This is a genomic window from Flavobacterium sp. 270, assembly GCF_004368785.1.
In the GTDB taxonomy this organism is placed as follows: domain Bacteria; phylum Bacteroidota; class Bacteroidia; order Flavobacteriales; family Flavobacteriaceae; genus Flavobacterium.
Genome location: NZ_SODM01000001.1, coordinates 1,683,711 through 1,706,049, shown reverse-complemented (window position 1 = coordinate 1,706,049; position 22,339 = coordinate 1,683,711). Strand labels below are relative to the sequence as shown.

The window sequence follows — 22,339 nt, the reverse complement described above, 5'->3', positions numbered from 1 at the left end:
CTACGCGTGTGATTTCTCCTTCAGTCGAAATGACGAATATTACGGATTCTGCATGCGTAGACACACTGCTGTGCGTCTCTACAGTATGAAAAATGAATACAATAATTACTGAAACAACAAAATAATACAACAAAAAAGATTACTTTTTATATTTTCAAACCACACTTAAACCAACTAATTATGAAATTTTTTATGGATACAGCCAATTTATCAGACATCGCAGAGGCTCAGGCAATGGGTGTTTTAGATGGCGTTACAACCAATCCTTCCTTAATGGCGAAAGAAGGAATTGCCGGAAAAGACAATATACTAAAACATTACTTAGACATTTGTAATATTGTTGAAGGTGATGTTTCTGCTGAGGTTATTTCTACCGATTTTGAGGGAATGATAAGAGAAGGAGAAGAGCTTGCAGCTTTACATCCGCAGATTGTAGTGAAGTTGCCAATGATTGCAGACGGAGTAAAAGCTTGCCGATATTTTTCGTCTAAAGGAATCAGAACCAATGTTACTTTAGTATTCTCTGCGGGTCAGGCATTATTGGCCGCAAAAGCAGGTGCCACTTATGTTTCTCCTTTTTTAGGAAGATTAGATGATGTTTCTACAGACGGAATGCATTTGATTGCTGAAATCAGAGAAATCTACGATAATTACAATTATCAAACTCAAATACTTTCGGCTTCAATTAGACATACAATGCATATTGTAAATTGTGCAAAAATAGGATCTGATGTTATGACGGGGCCTTTGTCTGCTATAAAAGGACTTTTAAAACATCCGCTAACAGACATTGGATTAAAACAATTTGTAGAAGATGCAAAAAAGATGAATTTATAAACGTCTTATTTACACTTTTGCTGTCATTAATCTCTCTTTAAATTATTTTAAAGAGAGATTTTTTTTACAATAAAAACAACCGATTGCTTTTTGTTGTCATTTTTTGAAAATTTGTTCGACTTCTTTCTAAAATATTGTGATTGAGTATGTAAAAGCTTTAAATATGATCTTTATTTAAACGTTTATTCAAATTTTTTGGTAATATTAATATTTCAAATTTGGCATAAAAAAGCAGTTGTTAAAAAAAATATTTGATTCTGTTCTTTTTATGGTTTTTTTAAGATTTTCAACCAAACGATTTATTATCTCTAACGTTTTCGTAATACAAATGGCTGTTTTTAGATTATATTCAACAAAATAATATTATAAATACGTATAATGCTTTTTTTTAATACTATTTTTTTATAATTACTAAAAATAATTAACGCAACCGATTGTGTATTATTGTTTTTTATATATATTTGTTCAAACAATGACCTGTTTAGTTATTTAATTCTACCAAATGAATGTTAAAAAGGTCACTCAACAAAAAACTAACTAAACCATACTATTAACTAATTAAATTCAATTATTTATGACTAACTTTTTACTTACTAAAAGCAAATCAAAATACTTTAAAAATTTGGGCTTTTTGTTCCTTATGTTAGTGTTTTCTGCTGCGGTAAATGCTCAAACTACTGTATCAGGAACTGTTTCTGACAGTAACGGACCAATACCGGGAGTTAACATTATCGTTAAAGGAACTAAGATCAATACCGTTTCTAATTTTGATGGAACGTATGAAATTAAATCACTGCCTGCAAATGCAGTTTTAGTTTACAGCTTTATAAGCTATCAGACTAAAGAAGTAGCCGTTGGTACAAAAAGCAAAATAGATGTTACATTGGCACCAGACATTACAACACTTAATAATGTTGTAGTTGTAGGTTACGGTACAATGAAAAAAGGAGATTTAACCGGAGCCATTTCATCTGTAAGCAGTGCTGCGGTACAACAATCTGTAGTAACAACGCTGGATCAGGTTTTACAAGGTCGTGCAGCGGGAGTTCAGATTCAGCAAAACAGTGGAGCGCCAGGTTCAAGTTCATCAATCCGTATTCGTGGTATAAGTTCATTAAACGGATCAAACGAACCAATATTTGTAATAGACGGTGTAATCATCGACGGATCTACAAGTTCTGTAAATACAAATCCATTAGCAGCAATAAATCCATCCGATATTGTTTCTATGGATGTATTAAAAGATGCTTCTGCTACAGCAATCTACGGATCTAGAGCAGCAAATGGTGTTATTATTATTACTACTAAACGTGGTAAAAAAGGCGATCTTTCTTTAACTTTTGATGGTTATGTAGGATGGCAGGAAATCCCGAAGCATTTAGATATGCTTAATCTTAGAGAATACGGTACATTAAAAAACACACGTTCTGATCTTGGAATTGTACAGCGTGATAATACTTTTATCCGTCCAGATTTATTGGGAGAAGGAACAGACTGGCAAAAAGAATTGTTTACAACAGCTATGATGCAGAGTTACAATTTATCTGCTTCCGGAGGTACAGACAATACAACGTATGCAATGGGAGTTGGTTATTTAGACCAAGATGGTATTGCAATTGGTTCTTCGTTTGATCGTTTCAATCTTAGAGGGGTTGTAGATTCTCAGGTAAAAAGTTTCTTAAAAGTTGGAGTAAATTTAGCTTTAAGCAATACCAATCAAAAAACTACAGTTACTGATGATTCTTTGATTTTAACAGCACTTAAACAAACACCAAACGTTGCTGTTCGCAATGCCGACGGAACTTTTGACGGTCCTGATACTACAGAATTCGTTCAAAACAATCCAATTGGTTTAGCTTCTATCAGAGACAATCATAACGAAAGCTACGGAATAAGAGCCAATACGTATGCAGAAATTGGTTTTACAAAAGACCTTAAATTCAAAACACAATACTCTTTAGATTACGGTTTTTCTAATTCGTATACCTTCAGTCCGTCATACAAATTTGGGGCGTTGGTAAATGATGTAAGAGAAGGAAGCAGAACAAAATCTAACAGCGATTATTGGAACTGGAATAACGTTTTAACGTACAATAAAAAATTTAACGAGCATACTATTAATGTAATGCTTGGAGAAGAAATGCAAGAATCGCACTGGGAAAGTTTATACGGATACAGATCTGGATATTTAACAAACGGTGCAACAGATTTGAATGCCGGAGATGCTACAACGGCTAAAAACTCAAACGGAAGCAGTACAAGTTCTATAAGTTCTTATTTCGGAAGATTATTTTACTCATACAATGATAAATATTTATTGACAGCAACGATAAGAAGAGACGGTTCATCAAAATTTGCTGACGAGAATCGTTGGGGATGGTTTCCATCTGCTGCAATTGCCTGGAAAATTTCAAACGAAAATTTCTTAAAAGGGAATACAACCATTAATAATTTAAAATTAAGAGCAGGATGGGGAGCAGTTGGTAATCAAAACGTTCCAAATAATGCTTTTACTTCAACTTACAGCGCTTCTGCAACCAATTGGGGAACAGGATTATTGGCAGCAAATACGGCAAACAAAGATTTAAAATGGGAAACTACTTATTCTAGCAATGCCGGATTAGATTTAGGTCTTTTTAATAATAAAGTAGAGCTTGTTGCCGATGTTTATTATAAGAAAACAGAAAATTTACTGCTTGCCTTACCGCTTCCGGCTTATGTAGGTACAACTGGACAGGGATCTACTTCTGCGCCGTGGGTAAATGTTGGATCGCTTGAAAATAAAGGTCTTGAGCTTACTTTGAATACCTTGAATTTGGAGAGAAACAATTTTTCATGGAAATCTAATTTTGTTTTCTCTATGAATAGAAGTAAAGTTTTATCTCTTAATACAGAAACTGGAATCTTAAATAAAACCATTCAGCAAGGTTCTGATGTTACGATCGTAACGCGTACTGCGGTTAACGAAGCAATTGGTCAATTTTATGGATATAAAGTAATCGGACGTTTTGAAAAAGCTACTGATTTCTATTATAAAGATCAAAGCGGTGTTGTAAAACCAACAGCACTTCCAGAAGGAATGCAGATTGGAGAAAATAGTGTTTGGATTGGAGATTACATTTTTAAAGATGTAAATAATGATGGGGTTATCAATGAAAAAGATAGAGAATACATCGGAAACCCTGCGCCTGATTTTACATTTGGTCTTGGTAACTCTTTCTCTTTTCTTGGTTTTGATGTGAATATTTTATTCACAGGTTCTTACGGAAATGATGTGGTAAACTACCAAAGACGCTGGTTAGAAAATCCACGTGAAAACACTAATTTATTGAGTTCGGCTTTAGGATACGCACAATTAGGATTAATTGATCCAAATGGTCCGAATGATTATCGTAACGTTCAAATTGTTGGAGGAGACCCTAACATGACAAGAATCGCAGCTTCGTCTGCAGCTTCCTCTTCAAACTACCGTTTTAGTGATCGATTTGTAGAAGACGGTTCTTATGTGAGATTAAAAAATATTTCTATCGGATATAATCTTCCTCAGAAATTATATGCAAAATGGGGTATTTCAAACATAAAAATATATTCGAACATGCAGAATGTATTAACATGGACAAAATACAAAGGATACGATCCGGAAGTTGGATCTCTTAATCAAGATGCACTTTTATCAGGTATTGATAACGGACGTTATCCATCGCCAACTATTACTACTCTTGGATTAAATGTTAATTTCTAAAATACGACTAACGATGAAAACAAAAAAAATATTATACTCGGTTCTTTTGATCGCATTGCCATTTGTTTGGACTAGTTGTAGTGATCTTTTAGATGTTGAACCAGAAGATTTAATTACAAAAGAAAATTTTTATAAAACCGAAGCCGATTTTCAGGCTGCTACAGGACCATTATACAATAAAGTTTGGTTTGATTTTAATGATAAATTTTATTACGGTTTAGGCGACGGACGCGCAGATAACTTGTACGCACCCTATTCTGATTATGTTTATCCATTTACAGATTTGTCTGAAACAGGATTAACAGGACCATTAGTTTCGGCTTGGGGATCTTTGTATAATGTTGTACAGCAGTCCAACAACGTAATTATAGGTATTACAGACAGTGAAGTAAGTGCGACAGTAAAAAACAAATACATTGCCGAAGCACGTTTTATGAGAGGAACGGCTTATTGGTATTTGGCTTCTTTATGGGGAGATGTAATTATTTCTACAGATCCGAGAGAGTTGGTTAAAAATCCAATTGTAAACAAAAATCCGGTAAAAGATGTTTACGAATTTGCCATTCGCGATTTAGAATATGCTGCAAAATATCTTCCGGAAACAGCAGGACAAGCAGGGCGTTTAACAAGATACAGCGCGTTTGGAATGTTGTCTCGTGTTTACCTTTCTTATTCAGGATTAAGCAGTAATCCAAATAGCGGTACACGTAATCAGGAATATTTGGATCTGGCTAAAAAAGCAGCAGAAAAAGTAATGACTTCTGGGCCATACAGCCTAATGACCAATTATGCAGACCTGTTTATGGTAGACAATAACAACAATTCAGAATCTATGTTTGCCTTACAATGGGTTCCAAATGGAGATTATGGAGTAAACAATACACAACAAGCTTATTTTGCATTAGGATCTGATATTACAGGAGACGATGCGGCTTGGGGATATTGGACAAGAGCTTCTTATGATGTTCTAAAAGAATATGAGTCTAAAGATGTACGCCGTAAAGCAACCTGGATGGCAGACAATGATTTTTATGCAGAAATCAGCAAATCAAACGGAGGTTACACGGTAGATCACGCGAATAATTTTGTAAACGTTAAAAAAGGAGTAGTTGGGTCAACAAAAGACAACTCAAAAATTACTCGTATGAACTCTGCATTAAATACTTATATGCTTCGTTTAGGAGAAGTTTATCTAAACTATGCAGAAGCGGCTTTAGGAAACAACGCTTCAACGGCAGATGCAGTAGCTTTGGCAGGAGTAAACAAACTGCGTGTACGTGCAGGTTTAGATCCAAAAACAACACTTACTTACGCTGATATCATTCACGAAAGAAGAGTAGAATTATGTATGGAAGGACAATATTGGTACGATTTAGTTCGCAGATCGTATTACAAACAACAAGAAGTTGTAAACTACATAACGGGACAAAATAGAGGAACTATACAGCCAATTCTTTACGATGCAGCAACCAATGCAGTAAGTATAGATCCGGCAGGAAGCAGCAGTCAGCGATCTATAGGCAATGTTGATGAATCTATTTTTCTTATGCCTTATCCAGAATCAGAATTGGTACAAAATCCATTGTTGAGAGAAAGTGCCGTTCCGTATCAGTTTACAGAAGAAAGAATAAAAGACTTATTCTAGTATTGAAAAAATAATAAAGCTAAAAAGAAGATTATATGAAATATATTTTAAATAAAAAGCATTGGACATCTATCGCACTTCTTGCAGTGATGATGATCTCTAGTATGTTATTTACAGCTTGTGATAACAGCGATTCTGATGGCGGCACAATCGTAATCAGCAAAGTGTTTCTGGAAGATGTAAACTCTACAGTGCAGGACAGAGAAGTTACTTTTGCCCGATTAGGACAAGCATTACGTATAGAAGGTTCAGGATTTACAGGTCTAAAAAGAGTTTATATCAACGGATATTCAACTTATTTTAATGTAGTTTTTGTATCCGATAATTCAATGTTGATAAACGTTTCGGCAGATACACCAACAATAGAAGCAGATCCTGCAGATCGTAATACAATTCGTTTTGTAAAAGACAGCGGCGAAACCATTTTTAAATTTGATATCCGTTCAGGGAAACCGGCTATCACCAATATTTCAAACACAATGCCTAATGCTGGTGAAACCATCACCGTTACAGGAACAGGTTTAACAGAAATAAGCAAAGTAGTTTTTCCTGGTAATGTAGAAGTAACATCAGGAATAGTTTCAGACGAAGACGGAGAATCTTTTACAGTAAAAGTACCAAGCGGCGTTTCAGATATTGGAGGTTCAATCTTTGTTCAGGGATCAAACGGAGGTGCTTATTCACCAGCTTATTTCAACTGTAAAAAAGGAATATTAATAAATTTTGACGGAATAGGAACTCAAGGTTCTTGGGATAGAGCAAGTATGATTCTTCCGGCAGATCTAGAATCTGCAGCGATTGGAACAGGAAATGTTTCTCAAGGAAAATACGCACCACATCGTCCGGCAAAAATTGCATCATTTACAGCTGGTGCAAATCGCCAGTCAGAAGTTTGGACAGCAGGAACTGGAGTAGATAATTGGAGAACACAATTTGCAGCTTCTATTCCGGCAAGTACACCGCTTGATAAAGTCGCTTTTCAGTTTGATATCTATGTTCCGGATGCTTGGAAAGATTCAGGATTTTTAAAGATATGTACAGTTAACAACTTCAACGGAGGAGAATGGGCAGGTGCAGTTTACAATTATGTGCCTTGGCTGATAGATGGAAAATCAGTTGCTTTCCAGACTACCGGATGGGTAACGGTAACAATTCCGCTAAACAAATTCTACGCTTGGTCTAAAGAAGCCTTTACTTTCGAAACTGTTTTGGCATTTCGTGAAGCAGCAACGTATCAAAACTTCGGTATTTATTTTGAAAATTCTGATGTAAAATTAAAAGATGTTTTAGGAAACACAAGCGAAGTTGAGTTTCCTGCAAAAGCAACTTCGGTAAAAGTTTACACAGACAACTGGAGAATAGTTTCCTTAGATACACCGGTTTACAATGATTTCGCTAACTAAAAAAACATCAAAATGAAATATAAAAAGATACTACCTATATTAGCCTCTTCCTTATTGATTTTTTCATCTTGTGATGATAATCTGATGGAATGGGAAAAAGACCCAACTCATGGTGAAGTAACTGGTGCTGAATTGCCACTGGCATTAGTTGAAAAAATAAGCCGTTACGAACCATTAAAAAATTACGCTGATTTTGGAATCGGAAATGGAATTGGAATGAGTTTATACATGACCGATGCTACCTATAGAAAAATTGTAAATGAAAATTTTGATGAGGTTACGCCGGGTTACGAAATGAAACACGCCGCGATGGTAAACGTAAAAGGAGAAATTAACTTTACAAACGTTGATGCTTTTATTGCCGAAACAAAAAAAGCAGGTTTGAGAGTTTTTGGACATACTTTAGTTTGGCATTCCAACCAAAATGCAAATTATCTAAACAGTATTATTGCCCCAACAGTAATTCCAGGTTCAAGCGGAACTAATATTCTAGACAACGCAGGTTTAAAAAACGGGACATTTACAAACTGGGCGAGAAATAACCCAGGAAAAGGAATTACAGTAATTGATAATGCAGGACTAGCCAGCAATACAAAAGCGATTCAGTTAATGTCGAGCGCAAGTTCTTCTGCAGCCTACAACTTGCAATTGACATCTCCAAATGTTCCAATAGTTACAGGACATAATTATGAAATTTCATTTTACGTCAAATCTGATGTAGCAGGAAAAGGACGTATTTCTTTTAATGCATCATTAAACAATTCTTACCCATATAAAGACTGGTACAATACAGGAGCAAGTCAGACAGAAGCTTTTGCAACTACGTCACAATGGCAGCAAGTTAAAATTAAATTAGCGCCGGGAGATTTTAAAGCAGCAAGCACCAGTTTTCAGTTCAATCTGGATTTAGGATATCTTCCGAATGTTACGTATTTGATTGATGTAAATACCTTTGCAGTTGTAGATCTGGATGCTGCAGGAGCAGTAATCAATATGGTTGCCAATGGTAAATTTAATACAGATATCAGTGGATGGTCAAAATTTAACGGTGCAGATAATGCATTAAGTTTAGCAGCTGCAGCAAATGCGTACGAAGGCAACGGAGCAATGAAAGTAGTAAATGCAACTAGTGATGCTGCTAACCAATGGAAAACTCAGATTCATGCAGATTTTAGTTCTATGTTGGTTTTAAACAAAGAATACACGGTTTCTTATATGATCCGCTCAGAAGCTACTGGTTCTGTAAGATGTTCAACAACCGGAACAACAGCGCATTATCAAGGTGATCAGGCAACTTCTACAACTTGGAAATTAGTAGAATGGAAATTTACCGGAAACGGAACCGAAACAGGATTAAACTTTGATTTAGGCGGAACTGCCGGAACGTATTACATTGATAATGTTTTAGTAACAGACGGATCTGCTGGAGGCGGAGGTGCAACACCACCAGTTACTATTGAAAAAACAGATGTTGAAAAAGCAAAAATCATTAACGATGCCATGACAGATTGGATTTCTAAAATGATGACACATTATAAAACAAGCGTTTTTTCTTGGGATGTTGTAAACGAACCTATGAAAGAAGACGGAACAATGAGATCTGGAAACGAAGGCGATACTGCAACAGATTATTTCTCGTGGGTAAAATACTTAGGAAAAGATTATGCCGTAACAGCATTCAAATTAGCCCGTCAGTACGGAAATGCGACAGACAAACTTTTCATAAACGATTATAACTTAGAATCGAGTCTTGCAAAATGTGATGGATTAATTGATTATGTGAAATATATCGAAGGAAAAGGAGCAACCGTTGACGGAATCGGAACTCAAATGCACATTTCTTTGACAACAGACAAAGCTAAAATTGTTCAAATGTTCCAAAAACTGGCAGCATCTGGAAAACTAATCAAAATCTCAGAATTAGACATCAGATTAGGAACCAATGCACCAACAGTAGCACAACAAGCTTCTCAGGCAGAAATGTATCAATATGTTATCGATATGTACAAAAAATACATTCCGGTGCCGCAACAATACGGTATTACAATTTGGGGAGTTTCAGATAATTCGAAAGAACACGAATTCTGGCTTCCTGACGAATCACCAAATCTTTGGGATGCAAATTACGTTCGTAAACATGCGTACAAAGGCACAGCCGACGGACTTGCAGGAAAAGATGTGAGTTTGGGATTCTCAGGAGAGTTAGTAAAACCTTAATATTGAGTTTGGTTATAATCCATAGTATAGATCTGAAAGGATTTTATATTATGGATTATTTTTTTCTTAACAATATAAGTTTGCCACGAATTGCACCAATTTCACTAATTTTAAATGAGTGCATTCGAGAAATTAAAAATAAATTAAAAATAAATTAAAATATAATTCGTGCAATTCGTGTAATTCGTGGCAACATTTTTAATCTGTAAAATCTGTGGCAAAAAATTAAAACATCAAAATGAAAAAAATAAAACTGCTAATCGCAATCCTGATAACGGCAAGTACATTTTCTCAAATAAAACTCCCTCGTCTTATAAGTGATAATATGATCTTACAACGCGATACAAAAGTCAATATTTGGGGCTGGGCGTCGCCAAAAGAAAAAGTCGAACTAGACTTTAATCACAAAACATACAAAACCACAACTTCAGAAGACGGAAAATGGACAATTGTTCTTCCGTCACAAAAAGCCGGCGGTCCTTACGAAATGACTTTAAAAGCCAGCAATACAATTGTGTTGAAAAATATTCTCTTTGGAGATGTCTGGCTTTGTTCGGGACAGTCAAACATGGAACTTCCTATGGATCGTCTAAAAGATAAATACAAAGACGTAATCGCAAAATCTGAAAATACCAATATCAGACAATTTTTAGTTCCCGATCAATATTATTTTAAAAATGAAAATTCAGATTTTTCGTCAGGCGAATGGATAGCAGCAACCCCAACTAGCGTTTTGCAGTTTACAGGGGTTGGTTATTTTTTTGCGAGCGAAATCTACGAGAAATATAAAATCCCAATCGGATTAATAAACAGTGCTTTGGGCGGTTCTCCGGCAGAATCGTGGATAAACGAAGAAGGCATTAAAAAATTCCCGCAATATTATCAGGAATATCTAAAATTTAAAGACGGAACTTTAGAAAAACAGATTGAAGACGGCGACAAACAAGTCAGTAATAATTGGTATCAATTAGTAAATTCGACCGATATCGGATTAAAAAATAAATGGTCAGAACCAGAACTAGAAGATTCAGATTGGAAAACCATGAATATTCCGGGTTATTGGGCAGAAACCGAACTTGGAAATGTAAATGGTGTAGTTTGGTTTAGAAAAGAATTTACCATTTCTAAAGTAAATGCGACAACGGCAAGACTGGTTTTAGGGCGAATTGTAGATGCAGATTCTGTTTACGTAAACGGACATTTCGTTGGTACAACATCGTACATGTATCCGCCAAGGATTTATAATTTTGATGCCAATATTTTAAAAGAAGGTAAAAACGAAATTGCAATCCGAGTAATAAACAATACGGGAAGAGGCGGATTTGTAACCGATAAACCATACGAATTGACATTTGGAAACGAGACAATTGATTTAAAAGGATCATGGAAATATAAATTAGGTGCCCAAATGCTGCCATTACCAGGACAGACTTTTGTAAGATGGAAACCAGTTGGACTTTATAACGCTATGATTGCGCCGTTAAAAAATTATCCGATAAAAGGTGTGCTTTGGTATCAAGGCGAATCGAGTACAAGAATCCCGTCTGAATATTTTTCATTAATGGAAACTCTAATTAATAATTGGAGAGCAGAATTTCATCAGGAAAAGCTGCCATTTTTACTTGTACAGCTAACCAACTTTATGGATCCAAAACCAGAACCGGGAGAAAGTAATTGGGCAGCATTGAGACAGCAGCAATTAAATACATTGCAACTTCCAAATACAGGATTGGCGGTCACAATAGATTTAGGAGAATGGAACGATATTCACCCTTTAAATAAATATGATGTCGGTAAAAGGCTTTCGCTTCAAGCAAGAAAACTGGTTTATGGCGAGAAAAACTTAGTTGCATCAGGTCCGCTTTTTAAATCTATTGAACAAAAAGAAAACAAACTAATCTTAAGTTTTACAGACACAGGATCAGGTTTAATGGCAAAAGACAATACCACTTTAAAAGGTTTTGCCATTGCAGGAACCGACGGAAAATTTGTTTGGGCAAATGCAGTTATAGAAGGTGATAAAGTTATCGTTTCGAGTGATGCTGTTACAAATCCTGTAAAAGTGAGATACGCTTGGGCAGACAATCCAGACAATGCTAATTTTTATAACAAAGAAAATTTACCAGCCTCGCCTTTTGAAGCTTCATTAAAAGATTAAATAATTTAAACACATAGAGACATAGTTTTTCTTTGTTTATAAAATAAAGGCGTTTCACTTGCAGAAAAACACATAGCTATGTGTGATAAATAAATTTATCTTTTCAATCTCAATGAAATTTGCATAAATCTATGTTTCTATGTGTTAAAATTTATTCAGCATATTTATAAAAATCAAAAGCCTTTAAATAATACTATTTAAAGGCTTTTGATTTTTTTATTTGAAATTTCTAAGAAGAAAAGTTAAGTCCTTTAGCTTTAAAATTAGTGTAAAGAATTTGTCTTGCGCTGCTTATTGTTTCTTCAGTACGATAAATACTGCACCAGAATTTTACCAATAATTGGAATTTTCCATCAGAAATTGCCGTGTAATAAATTTGCGGTGCTTTATCATTATTTATTAACTGAATACCTTCAAGAGTTTCTAATATTGTTGTATTAATAACTTCAGGATCAACTTCACCAGTAATTTCAATATTAATTTCTACTAATTTAAAATTATCAGTATACGTCCAGTTTGTAATATTTTGAGACAATAAATTACCATTCGGAATAATAATTTCTGCACCATTTGGCGCATTAATTTTAGTCGTTCTAAGTCCCATCGCTTTTACGCGTCCAGAATCAGAACTAATCTGAATAACGTCACCAATCTGAATTGGTTTATCAAAAATTAAAATAATACCCGAAACAAAATTATTGACTACACTCTGCAATCCAAGACCAACACCGACACCTAAAGCACCCAAAAGAATACTCAGTTTATCCAAAGGCATTCCAGAAGCGGCAACCGCCAGAAGATACCCAACAATTAAAACCACAAGTCTGGTAATTAATAATTTAGAATGCTGTCTTTTATTGACGTTTTCTTCATTTTCATCTTCAATTTCGCCAAAAAAGTAAGCCACATAATTTTGAAGTAAATGCGCCGCCCAAATAATAATAAAAAACAGAACAACATTTCCTAAAGTAAACGTAATGCTTCCGATAGTATTCGGATAACTTAATAATGTTGCTAGAGAAGTTCGTAATGATTCCCAAATATTTAGATTAGAAGTAATTACGATAAGCCACATATAGCTTATTACGATGATAAAAGGTTTTTTTAAGGTTTCAGATAAAACCTCATAATCAAAAATTTTCTCAATACCGCGTTTTACACGAGTGGTATAAATTTGTAAAAGAATGATTTCTAAAATAATTTTCAGAAGCACACTAAGCGCAACAATTTGAGTAAGAGAGATAAACGAAGTAAGCGTTAGCATATTTGAAAGCGTAACCCTTCCAAAAAGATTATACAAAATGGATAAACCATTCAAGCCAATAAAAAGAATGCTCGCCCATTTAAAAAATCCTTTAATATACAATTCATGTTTAAGACTTTTAATTTGAACAAGACCATAGCGAATTCCTAAAATATTGATCACAATAAAAATACAGCGCTGTAAGAATCCAACACCAATAAAGAGATCTAAAAAGCAAAGTGCAACAAAAAGAACAATCAGCAAAAGCCAGTTGCGCATTGCCACTCCAGACCATTTATTTTTGAATAATATGGTAAGAGCAGCCAATAAAAGCAATTGCAATATTTCTAAAAACAGCGCAGGAGCATACAAATTACTCACCACAGCAATATTAAGGGCAATTACGACAATTGGCAGTAAAATGCCTCTGTTTAAATATTTAAATTCTAAAAGTTCAAGATTTTCGATATAGCCATTCTCCTTTAGATATTTTAGATTTCTGGAAATGTACCAAGCCAGCAGTCCCATAAGAAAGCACAAAGTAATCAATCCTCCTGCGCGGTAACTTAAATAATAAGCGGCAACATTGTTTTCGATTATTATTTTAGCTTTAATATTTTGAGACGTTCCTTTTTTAGAAACAGAATCATTAATACTCCATAAAGACGGATATTCTTTCTTAAGAATACTGATTCCAGATTTTTCAAGAGTATTTTCTACCGTAACCAATGCATTCGAAACAGCAATTTTTCGCTGTACCGTAAGTCTTTTTTTATCGTTTAATATACCTTGGTTTTTGGTCATTAAACTATCAGTACTTCGATATTTTTTTCTAAGATTGCCAAATTCATTCTTGAATTGTTTTCTGCGAATGGTATCTTTTATAAGCGACATTAAAGTTTTATCCTGACGAAGTGCAATAAGGCGTCCTTTAATTTTTTCAAGATTAGTGTTACGCAGGTTAATTGCCGTATTCTGTTCTTCCAGATTTTGTAAAAGTTCTTTTAGGACAACGCGATACATCTGCTGGTTACGCACATTAGGATTTGCACCTTTTAAATTCGTTAAAAGAAGATCTAATTTGCCCTGAGTTCTTTTAATTTCACCAAACAAATGACGGCTTTCTCCATCAAAATCAGCATCGTTAAAAGCAGTTTCCATTGCAGCAGAAGCTTTTTCGATAGCCGTAAGATAGTCACTGTCGGTTGTTGTTTCTTCAAATAATTTTGAACGGTTTTCTTTTTTAGGCTGTGAAGTTTGAGAGTAGGCAAGTGGTGAAAAAAACAGTACCATTAACAAAGCCAATAAACTAATTAAATTTCTTTTTTGAATCATAATTGAAGTCGAGGATTTAGGGTAGCCAAATTTAATTTTTTTTTAAATAGGAGTTGTGATTCAAGGTTAAATTTAAGAGAGATTTTGTTTAAAGCTTCATGCAGATTTTTATTATCAAAGATATAAAAGATTAATCTTTTGTTTTTTAACGGATTATATTCCACTATTACAAGCATAAAATTATAAAAATATCAAATACGTAATTTTATAGGGTTTTTTGTAGTTTAACCGAAAAAATGGCATTTCAACTGATTTATTTATCGTTTTGACGAATTTCAGAACTTATTTATAGAAGATTAATACATATATTCGCAAAAAAAATTTTACATGAAAGTAATACTAAACTGATCAATTTGAATTTCTTTTTTTAAAACTGTACTTATAGGTTTAAATAAAACAAAATGTCAATTAAAAGATTATAGTTGTAGTAAAAATGGTGGGTTATTAAAGTTTTTTATAAATAAAAAATATTTATTTAATAAGTTTTAAGTATTATTATTTAACATATAAAAATTGTTTATCAAGTTTTAAATAATACTTTTGCACTTTTTTAACACAAAAAAGATTACTAGAATGTTGAAATTCAGATTGCTGTTTTTATTCACTTTGTTAAGCATATTAGGTAATGCACAAAACAAAGAAATTTCTATTATGGTAAATGCTAGAGCTCAAAAAGATAAAATCTTACTGCGCTGGGCAATAAATTCACCAATAGAATGGCAGAAAGCAAATAAAAAAGGATTTGTAATTAATAGAATTACGGTTTTGCGTGATGGTAAAATAGTACCGAAACCAGAAAAAAAACTTCTAACCCCTGCACCTTTAAAACCTGACGGTTTAGATTCCTGGATTGATTTAGTTCAAAAAGACAATAACGCAGCCATTATTGCGCAGGCAATTTATGGAGAAAGCTTTGATGTTTCGGGTGCTAAAGATGGAGATTTATCCCGAATAATAAACACTGCAGACGAATTAGACCAACGCTATACATTTGCGCTGTATGCAGCCGATATGAATTTTGCAGCTGCAGAAAAAGCCGGCTGGGGTTTTGTTGATACTGATGTGAAAGCTAATGAAGTTTATGCCTATCAAATAAGTGTTTTTGAAACTCCAAAGGTTAAAAAAGCTTCTTATATGGTGGGTTTAAAAGATTATAGTGCATTGCCTGCTCCAACAGATTTTATAGCTGTTGGCGATGATAAAAAAGTGATGCTTTCCTGGGATTATCAAACTTTTAAAAGAATATACACTTCCTTCATGGTTGAGAAATCTTCTGATGGAATCAATTTTACTCCGATATCAAACACTCCTCTGGTAAACTTAAATGATAAAGAAGATCACCCGTCTAAGAACATGTATTATGTTGATACACTTAGCGTAAATGATAAAATGTATCATTACAGGCTATTTGGTATTACCTCATTTGGAGAAAAAGGAGAAATAACCAAACCGATTACGGCAACAGGAGCTTCTGGAGTAGTAGTGACGGCAAGATTAGTAGATTATCAGATCATAAATTCAAATGAAGTAAATCTGGTTTGGGATTATCCAAAAGAATCGGAAAACTTTATTCAGGGTTACGAAATTAATTTGGCAGATAAAGATAAAGGACCGTATGCGGTTGTTTCAAAAATTATCCCTCCAGCCGAAAGAAAATTAAATTATAAGCAAAGTCTTTATCCTTCCAATTATTTTACGATTACTACAATTGGTAAAAATAACCAGCGACTTACTTCTCAAAGTATATTGGTGCAGCCTGTAGATTCGATTCCGCCAGCTAAACCTATAGGCCTGGAAGGTGCAATTGACACTTTGGGGGTAGTAAGAATAAAATGGAAACCAAATATTGAAAAAGATTTAAGGGGTTATCGAATTCTAAAAGCAAATAATCCGGATGAAGAGTTTATCGATATTTATCATAAATCTTTTGTAGGTAATGAATACGAAGACAGCGTGAGTTTAAAAATGACCAATAGCAAAGTCTATTATAAAATTGCAGCTGAAGACATGCGATTTAATATTTCAGATCCATCAGACGTTTTGATTTTAGAAAAACCAGATAAAATTCCTCCTGCAGCGCCTATTTTTAAAGATTATGAAAGCAAAGACGGAAAAGTTACTCTAAAATGGATTAGAAGTTATAGCGAAGATGTAGTAAGTTATAGCCTAAGAAGGAGAGAGAAAGGACAGGAAAAATGGATTGAAATCAAACAGATAAACGATACCATTCAAGAATATACAGATGATAGGGTAGAGAACAAAAAAATCTACCAATATGCCATTTTAGCCAAGGATAAAACCAACTGGTCTTCTATAGATCATTCTACCATAACCGTTACGGTTTTTGATTTTACTCCTGTTAAAACAATAAATTTTTTACAGGGACTTCCAGACAGGGAGGGAAAAAAAATAACCCTGACTTGGGATTACATCAAAAATAAAGACAAGGTGATTGGCTTAAGTATTTATAAAAATGTAAAAGGAACTCCGCCAACATTATGGAAGGAATTAAATGGTGATGTCTTTACGTTAGAAGATCGCAGCCTAAAAATAAATACAGAATACGAATACCATTTAATACCCAATTTGCAAAGCAACAGCCCTGCAAAACAGGAAATTTTAAACATTGTTTATTAAACCTATGAAAAAGATTTACTTATTGATAATTTTATTGGTTTCAGGACTTGGTTTTGCGCAAGGTCCTGTAGTAGGTTCCTACCAAATTGTTTTTAATGGCTGGGCTTATGGAGATGAACATCACAATTGTGGAGACGCATCTGTAACTCTTGAATTTAGTACGCCTAAAGATAATTTGAAGGTTCTAAGTGTGAGTTATACAGATGATAGGAAAACCACAAGTTATCCTAATGTGTCAAATACATTTACAGCAGATAAAACTCCAGTATCAATGTTTTTTTCTGCATCCAGATACGATAGACAATCTTGTAACGGGAACAGACCGCATAATAGTGGAAGAATTTATTCTACAAATAAATTTAATTGTTTTGATTATGATTTTGAATTTAAGCAATTTAAGAATGTAGAAAATTCAGGAGATGGATTAGGAAGCTCGCTTTTTAATGTAAAAGTTCGTCCGATTCTAGTTATTGTTGATCCTGGAGCCAATAGAGATTTACCAACAGAAACAAATATCACAATAAACTCTAATACAGGTTTTTTTCCATCAGAATATAACTGGCAATATACATTTAATCCAACTTCTAATCCCAGAGATTGGATTGATTTACCACAGTTTAATACTAAATCAAGTATTACAATAAATGCCAAATCAATTTTAGGTGCTGATGCAGGAAAATATCACGGAAGACAAATTTACTTTAGACAGAAAGCTTGCAGTAATACTTTTTCTGATCCAGTTTATTATGTAGTGCGTCAATCTGCCCCACTAATTGCTTCACACAATGAGATTGAAACCACTTGTTTTAATACTCAGGATGGTAAGTTGGTTATGAAGTTTGACAGACCTTTGTTTCAAGGAGAACATTTTACTTTCTCTATTAGAGAATTTGATGAAATTACGCAAAAGTGGAAAGGAGTAATATGTTCATCACAAAGTAGTGAAATAACTCTTGATAGTAATAATAGTTATACATTTCCGTGTGATTTTGCTACAGGAAAATACGGTCTTGATTTTATTGGATTTATTAATGGATTCAATACAAATCCTCCAATTGATGCAGATCATCCTTTTGTTTTTAATATAACGGCACCTGCACCAGTAGATTTTAGTTTAAGTAAAACCAACGTAAATTGCAACGGAAGTAAAGATGGAACTTTAACCATAACAGCATCTGGAGGAAGTAAAGAGGGATACGAATATTCGTTAGATAATGGCGTTAATTGGATACCTTTTACTGATACAAAAAGCACAACACAGATTTTGAAAGGATTATATCCTATATCAAATGTTCCCATTGCATACAGCATAAAAGTCAGAGATAAAAAAGGATGTATTGCACAGGAAAATGATAAAGATAAAATTTTAACAGAAACAATATCGCAGCCTGATGGACCTTTAGTTGTAAACTACACTTTTACAAGTGACCCCACTTTTTATGGAGCATTTAACGGAAAAATTGTAGCCTCAATAACCGGAGGAACAATTAATGATGATAAAACATATAGCTATGAATGGAAGAATGATAACGGCGATGTAATGCCTGCATCTGCAGCATATAATTCCGCAGATAAAACCTATAATATAACATTAAGCGATGCTCCAGATGGAGAGTACAAATTAACTGTAAAAGATAAAAATTACAATGCTGCTACAAATAAAACAGCTTGTTCTATTATCGAATCTTCTAAAATATTAACTCAACCAGAGAAAATAGATATTACACTACAAGAAACAACTCCTATTTCTTGTAACACAGAAAATTTAGAACCTATAATAGGAAATAAAAATAAACTTTCGGATGCAGTTATAACAGCTACAGTCGTTGGAGGAGTTAAGCCTTATACCTATATCTGGTCAAAACAGGATCCAGATACAAAGAATTGGGATAAATTAGACGATCAAAAAACAGCCGTAGCGACAGGTCTTTCTGCAGGAGAATATTCCCTTAATATTATAGATGCTAATGGAATGTCTCAGGGAACTTATAATACAGTAAAGTTAACAGAGGCAATACCTGATCTCATTACTATAACAGAACCGGTTAAATTAGAATTAACATTCAAAACTGTAAATGTTTCTTGTTTTAAAGGAAACAATGGCTCATTAGAAGCAGTGGTTAAAGGAGGAAATGAAAAGTTTCCTTATGATTATGTTTGGAGTGATAGTGACGGAGTAAAAGTAGGTGATACTGCTATTTTAACGCAATTAATTGCAGGAACATATTTCGTTTTGGTAACAGATAAAAATGGTTGTTATATAAAAGGGAGTCAAGTAATAGAAGAGCCAAAAGCAATGTTAGCTTTGAAATATCTGGAAACTACACCTCCAGCTTTTTTTGGAGCAACAAACGGACGTATTGTTGCCGAAGTAACGGGAGGAACTCCAAAAAGTGACAAGTCTTATAATTATGTATGGAAAAATGAGGCAGGGGCTAGTCTGAAAACCACTCCTGAGGTGATTAATGGAAAATTTATAATAACGTTGAATGGAGTTCCTGCCGGTAATTATTATTTGACCATTACTGATGAAAATTATGAAGATACACCTGGTAAAATAGTGTATTGTTCTATTCTAAATTCTATAAGAGAATTGACAGATCCAGCGCCGTTGAAAGTGTTATTTGAAATAACGCATCCAATTTCTTGTAATGCAAAAAATGCATTTGGCAGTGATGTAGACACTACACCAAATGACGGACAGCGTGATGAGTCACAAGATGGTGTTTTAGTGGCACACGTAACAGGAGGTGTAACATTATTCGATTCCGATAATAATGGAGAGCCTTATTATTTTTATTGGAAAAAACAAAGGGAAGATAACACTTGGGAAGACTTACCAGCAATTAAAGGAGCTATTGCATCTAACCTTTCGCATGGTACTTATGCTTTAAATATAAAAGACAGAAACGGAATCATGTTGGGAACTTATGTCGATAATCAATTGAAAACACCAATTGATGTAACACAGTTCTTAGAACAGCCATCCATATTATCAGTAACAATAACAAAAGGGAATGTCTTTTGTAATGGAGGAAATGATGGCTGGGCTACAGCAACAGCAACAGGAGGTATATTGCCCTATCATTATGTATGGTCTAATGATGTTAAAATTGAAGAGAATACTATTTTAAAAGCAGGGGAATATTTGGTGTATGTTACAGACGGAAGAGGATGTATAACGCAGAAAAGTGTGACTATAACAGAACCAGATGCACCGCTTGCTGTAAAATATACACAAGTTTTAAACCCGAGTTTTTATCAGGCTACAAATGGAAAAATTGTAGCTGAAGTTACCGGTGGTAAGATTTTTAAAGACAATACGTATGAATACGAATGGAAAAACAGTAAAGGAGTAATTCAGAAATCTACAACAGCGAAATTTAATAATAATGTTTATGAAATCACATTAAATGGTGTTTCAGAAGATACATATTTCTTAACTGTTCGTGATGCACAATACAAAGATGCAGTAAATAAAAATGGCTGTAACGTAACAGATTCTAGTGTTACACTAGAAGAACCAGCGCCGCTTAAAGTTGTTTTTGAGGTTATAAGAACCATTTCTTGTAATGCGAATAATGAATTTGGAAACGAAACAGATTCAAATCCGGTAGACGGCCAAAGAGACGAATCTCAAGACGGAATTCTTGTGGCTCATGTAACAGGCGGGATTCCGTTAAAAGCGGAACAAAACAACGGCTTAAACTATTTTTATACTTGGAAGAAAAGGCAAAAAGACAACTCCTGGACAGCTTGGAATGATCATGATGAAACACTCGAAAATGTATCAAATGGTATTTATGCACTAAATATTGAAGATGCCAACGGTATAAAATTGGGAACTTATGTAAACAATATTTTAACCAAAGAAATAGATGTAACGCAGGATATGCCAGAGCCTTCAAAATTAAATTTAACTTTTACCAAATTTGATGTAGGCTGTACAACCGGAGATGATGGCTGGGCAGAAGCACATGTTTCAGGAGGAACGCCGCCTTATACTTATCAATGGACAAATGAAGCAATTACGCCACGAATAGAAAATTTAACCACAAATAATTATTTTTTAAGAGTTACAGATGCCAAAGGCTGCAGTGTTCAGGGAAGTATTTTTGTTGGAAATCCTAACGGAATCAGAAGCACAGAAATCACTAAAGATCCTGCTTGTTTTAATGGTAATGATGGATCTATTGTGCTAAACGTAACGGGAGGGAATTTACCTTATTCGTATTTATGGAATACAGGAGCAACTACAAAAGATCTGAACAATCTAAAAGCAGGTAATTATGAAGTTACTATATCTTGTCCAGATTGCTGCGTGTATAAAAATAGATTTGTTCTTAAAAATCCAGACCAAATCGTGATCGATTTAGGGCCAGACAGAACTTTATGCATTGATCAGACTTTAGAATTAAATGCTGCAATCAACGATGATAAAGCACAATACGCATGGACTTCTACCAACGGATTTTCTTCAAACGAAGCAAAAGTGAGTTTAACAAAAGCAGGAACATATCATGCAAAAGTTACTTCTGGGTTAGGTTGTATTGCAGAAGATGAAATTGTAATAAAAATAAGTCAGGCTGCTATTAGTGCTGAATTTTTATTGAGTTCACAAGCCTATCTTGACGAAGAAGTTATTTTAATAAATACAAGTAATCCTTTTGGAGAAAGTACAGAATGGGTAATTCCTAAAGGTGTGAAAATTGTAGAGCAGAAAGAAAAATACATCACTCTAAAATTTGATGCCACTGGATCTTACACCATCGGATTGCTTCAAACTCAGGGCGAATGTTATGCTTCTTACAATAAAAACATCATGGTAGAAGAACGCGGTACAATGCCAAATTCGGGTAATGCCTCTAAATCTATTATTGACTTTATTATAACACCAAATCCTAATGATGGTAATTTTAAAGCGATTGTTAACTTAGAAAATAACAATCCGATAAATTTAAGATTGTTTTCTGCTGCAGGACAAAATACTATGATTCAGAAAAAAGAATCAGGTAAGAAAAATTACGAAGTAGATTTTAATACCTCACTTGCAGCTGGAATATACATTATTGTATTAGAAACAGAACAACAGACTCTTGTTAAAAAAATTATCATCTTTTAA

Annotated in this window: 9 protein-coding genes; 8 read left to right on the top strand and 1 reads right to left on the bottom strand. The window is 34.1% G+C overall.

The features are described 5' to 3' along the window. Nucleotides 1–180 precede the first annotated feature (180 nt). From fsa to EV144_RS07235, 6 genes are all read left to right on the top strand, one after another. On the top strand, nucleotides 181–837 hold the full coding sequence (fsa, locus tag EV144_RS07260; RefSeq protein WP_134147458.1) for a fructose-6-phosphate aldolase: 657 nt from the start codon (nucleotides 181–183) through the stop codon (nucleotides 835–837). 574 nt (nucleotides 838–1,411) lie between these two features. Further along, nucleotides 1,412–4,579, top strand: coding sequence for a SusC/RagA family TonB-linked outer membrane protein (locus EV144_RS07255; RefSeq protein ID WP_134147456.1), 3,168 nt, complete (start codon nucleotides 1,412–1,414; stop codon nucleotides 4,577–4,579). A gap of 13 nt (nucleotides 4,580–4,592) precedes the next feature. Continuing rightward, nucleotides 4,593–6,224, top strand: coding sequence for a RagB/SusD family nutrient uptake outer membrane protein (locus EV144_RS07250; RefSeq protein WP_134147454.1), 1,632 nt, complete (start codon nucleotides 4,593–4,595; stop codon nucleotides 6,222–6,224). A 35-nt stretch (nucleotides 6,225–6,259) separates the two neighbouring features. Next, the gene (locus tag EV144_RS07245) at nucleotides 6,260–7,627 is read left to right on the top strand and encodes a glycan-binding surface protein (RefSeq protein WP_134147453.1); all 1,368 of its coding nucleotides are present in this window, start codon (nucleotides 6,260–6,262) and stop codon (nucleotides 7,625–7,627) included. 12 nt (nucleotides 7,628–7,639) lie between these two features. Beyond that, nucleotides 7,640–9,844 carry an endo-1,4-beta-xylanase gene (locus tag EV144_RS07240; protein ID WP_134147451.1) on the top strand — a complete coding sequence of 735 codons (2,205 nt, stop codon included), beginning with the start codon at nucleotides 7,640–7,642 and terminating at the stop codon, nucleotides 9,842–9,844. A 238-nt stretch (nucleotides 9,845–10,082) separates the two neighbouring features. Beyond that, complete coding sequence (locus tag EV144_RS07235; RefSeq protein WP_134147449.1) at nucleotides 10,083–12,002, top strand: sialate O-acetylesterase; 1,920 nt, start codon at nucleotides 10,083–10,085, stop codon at nucleotides 12,000–12,002. Between the two features lie 229 nt (nucleotides 12,003–12,231). On the opposite strand, the gene EV144_RS07230 is transcribed toward EV144_RS07235, so the two are convergent. Beyond that, a complete protein-coding gene (locus EV144_RS07230; protein WP_134147447.1) occupies nucleotides 12,232–14,580 on the bottom strand; it encodes a mechanosensitive ion channel family protein in 2,349 nt (782 codons plus the stop codon). Between the two features lie 573 nt (nucleotides 14,581–15,153). Here EV144_RS07230 and EV144_RS07225 point away from each other — a divergent pair. Both EV144_RS07225 and EV144_RS07220 read left to right on the top strand, forming a co-directional pair. Further along, on the top strand, nucleotides 15,154–17,217 hold the full coding sequence (locus EV144_RS07225) for a fibronectin type III (protein ID WP_134147446.1): 2,064 nt from the start codon (nucleotides 15,154–15,156) through the stop codon (nucleotides 17,215–17,217). A 4-nt stretch (nucleotides 17,218–17,221) separates the two neighbouring features. Further along, the gene (locus EV144_RS07220; RefSeq protein ID WP_134147444.1) at nucleotides 17,222–22,339 is read left to right on the top strand and encodes a T9SS type A sorting domain-containing protein; all 5,118 of its coding nucleotides are present in this window, start codon (nucleotides 17,222–17,224) and stop codon (nucleotides 22,337–22,339) included.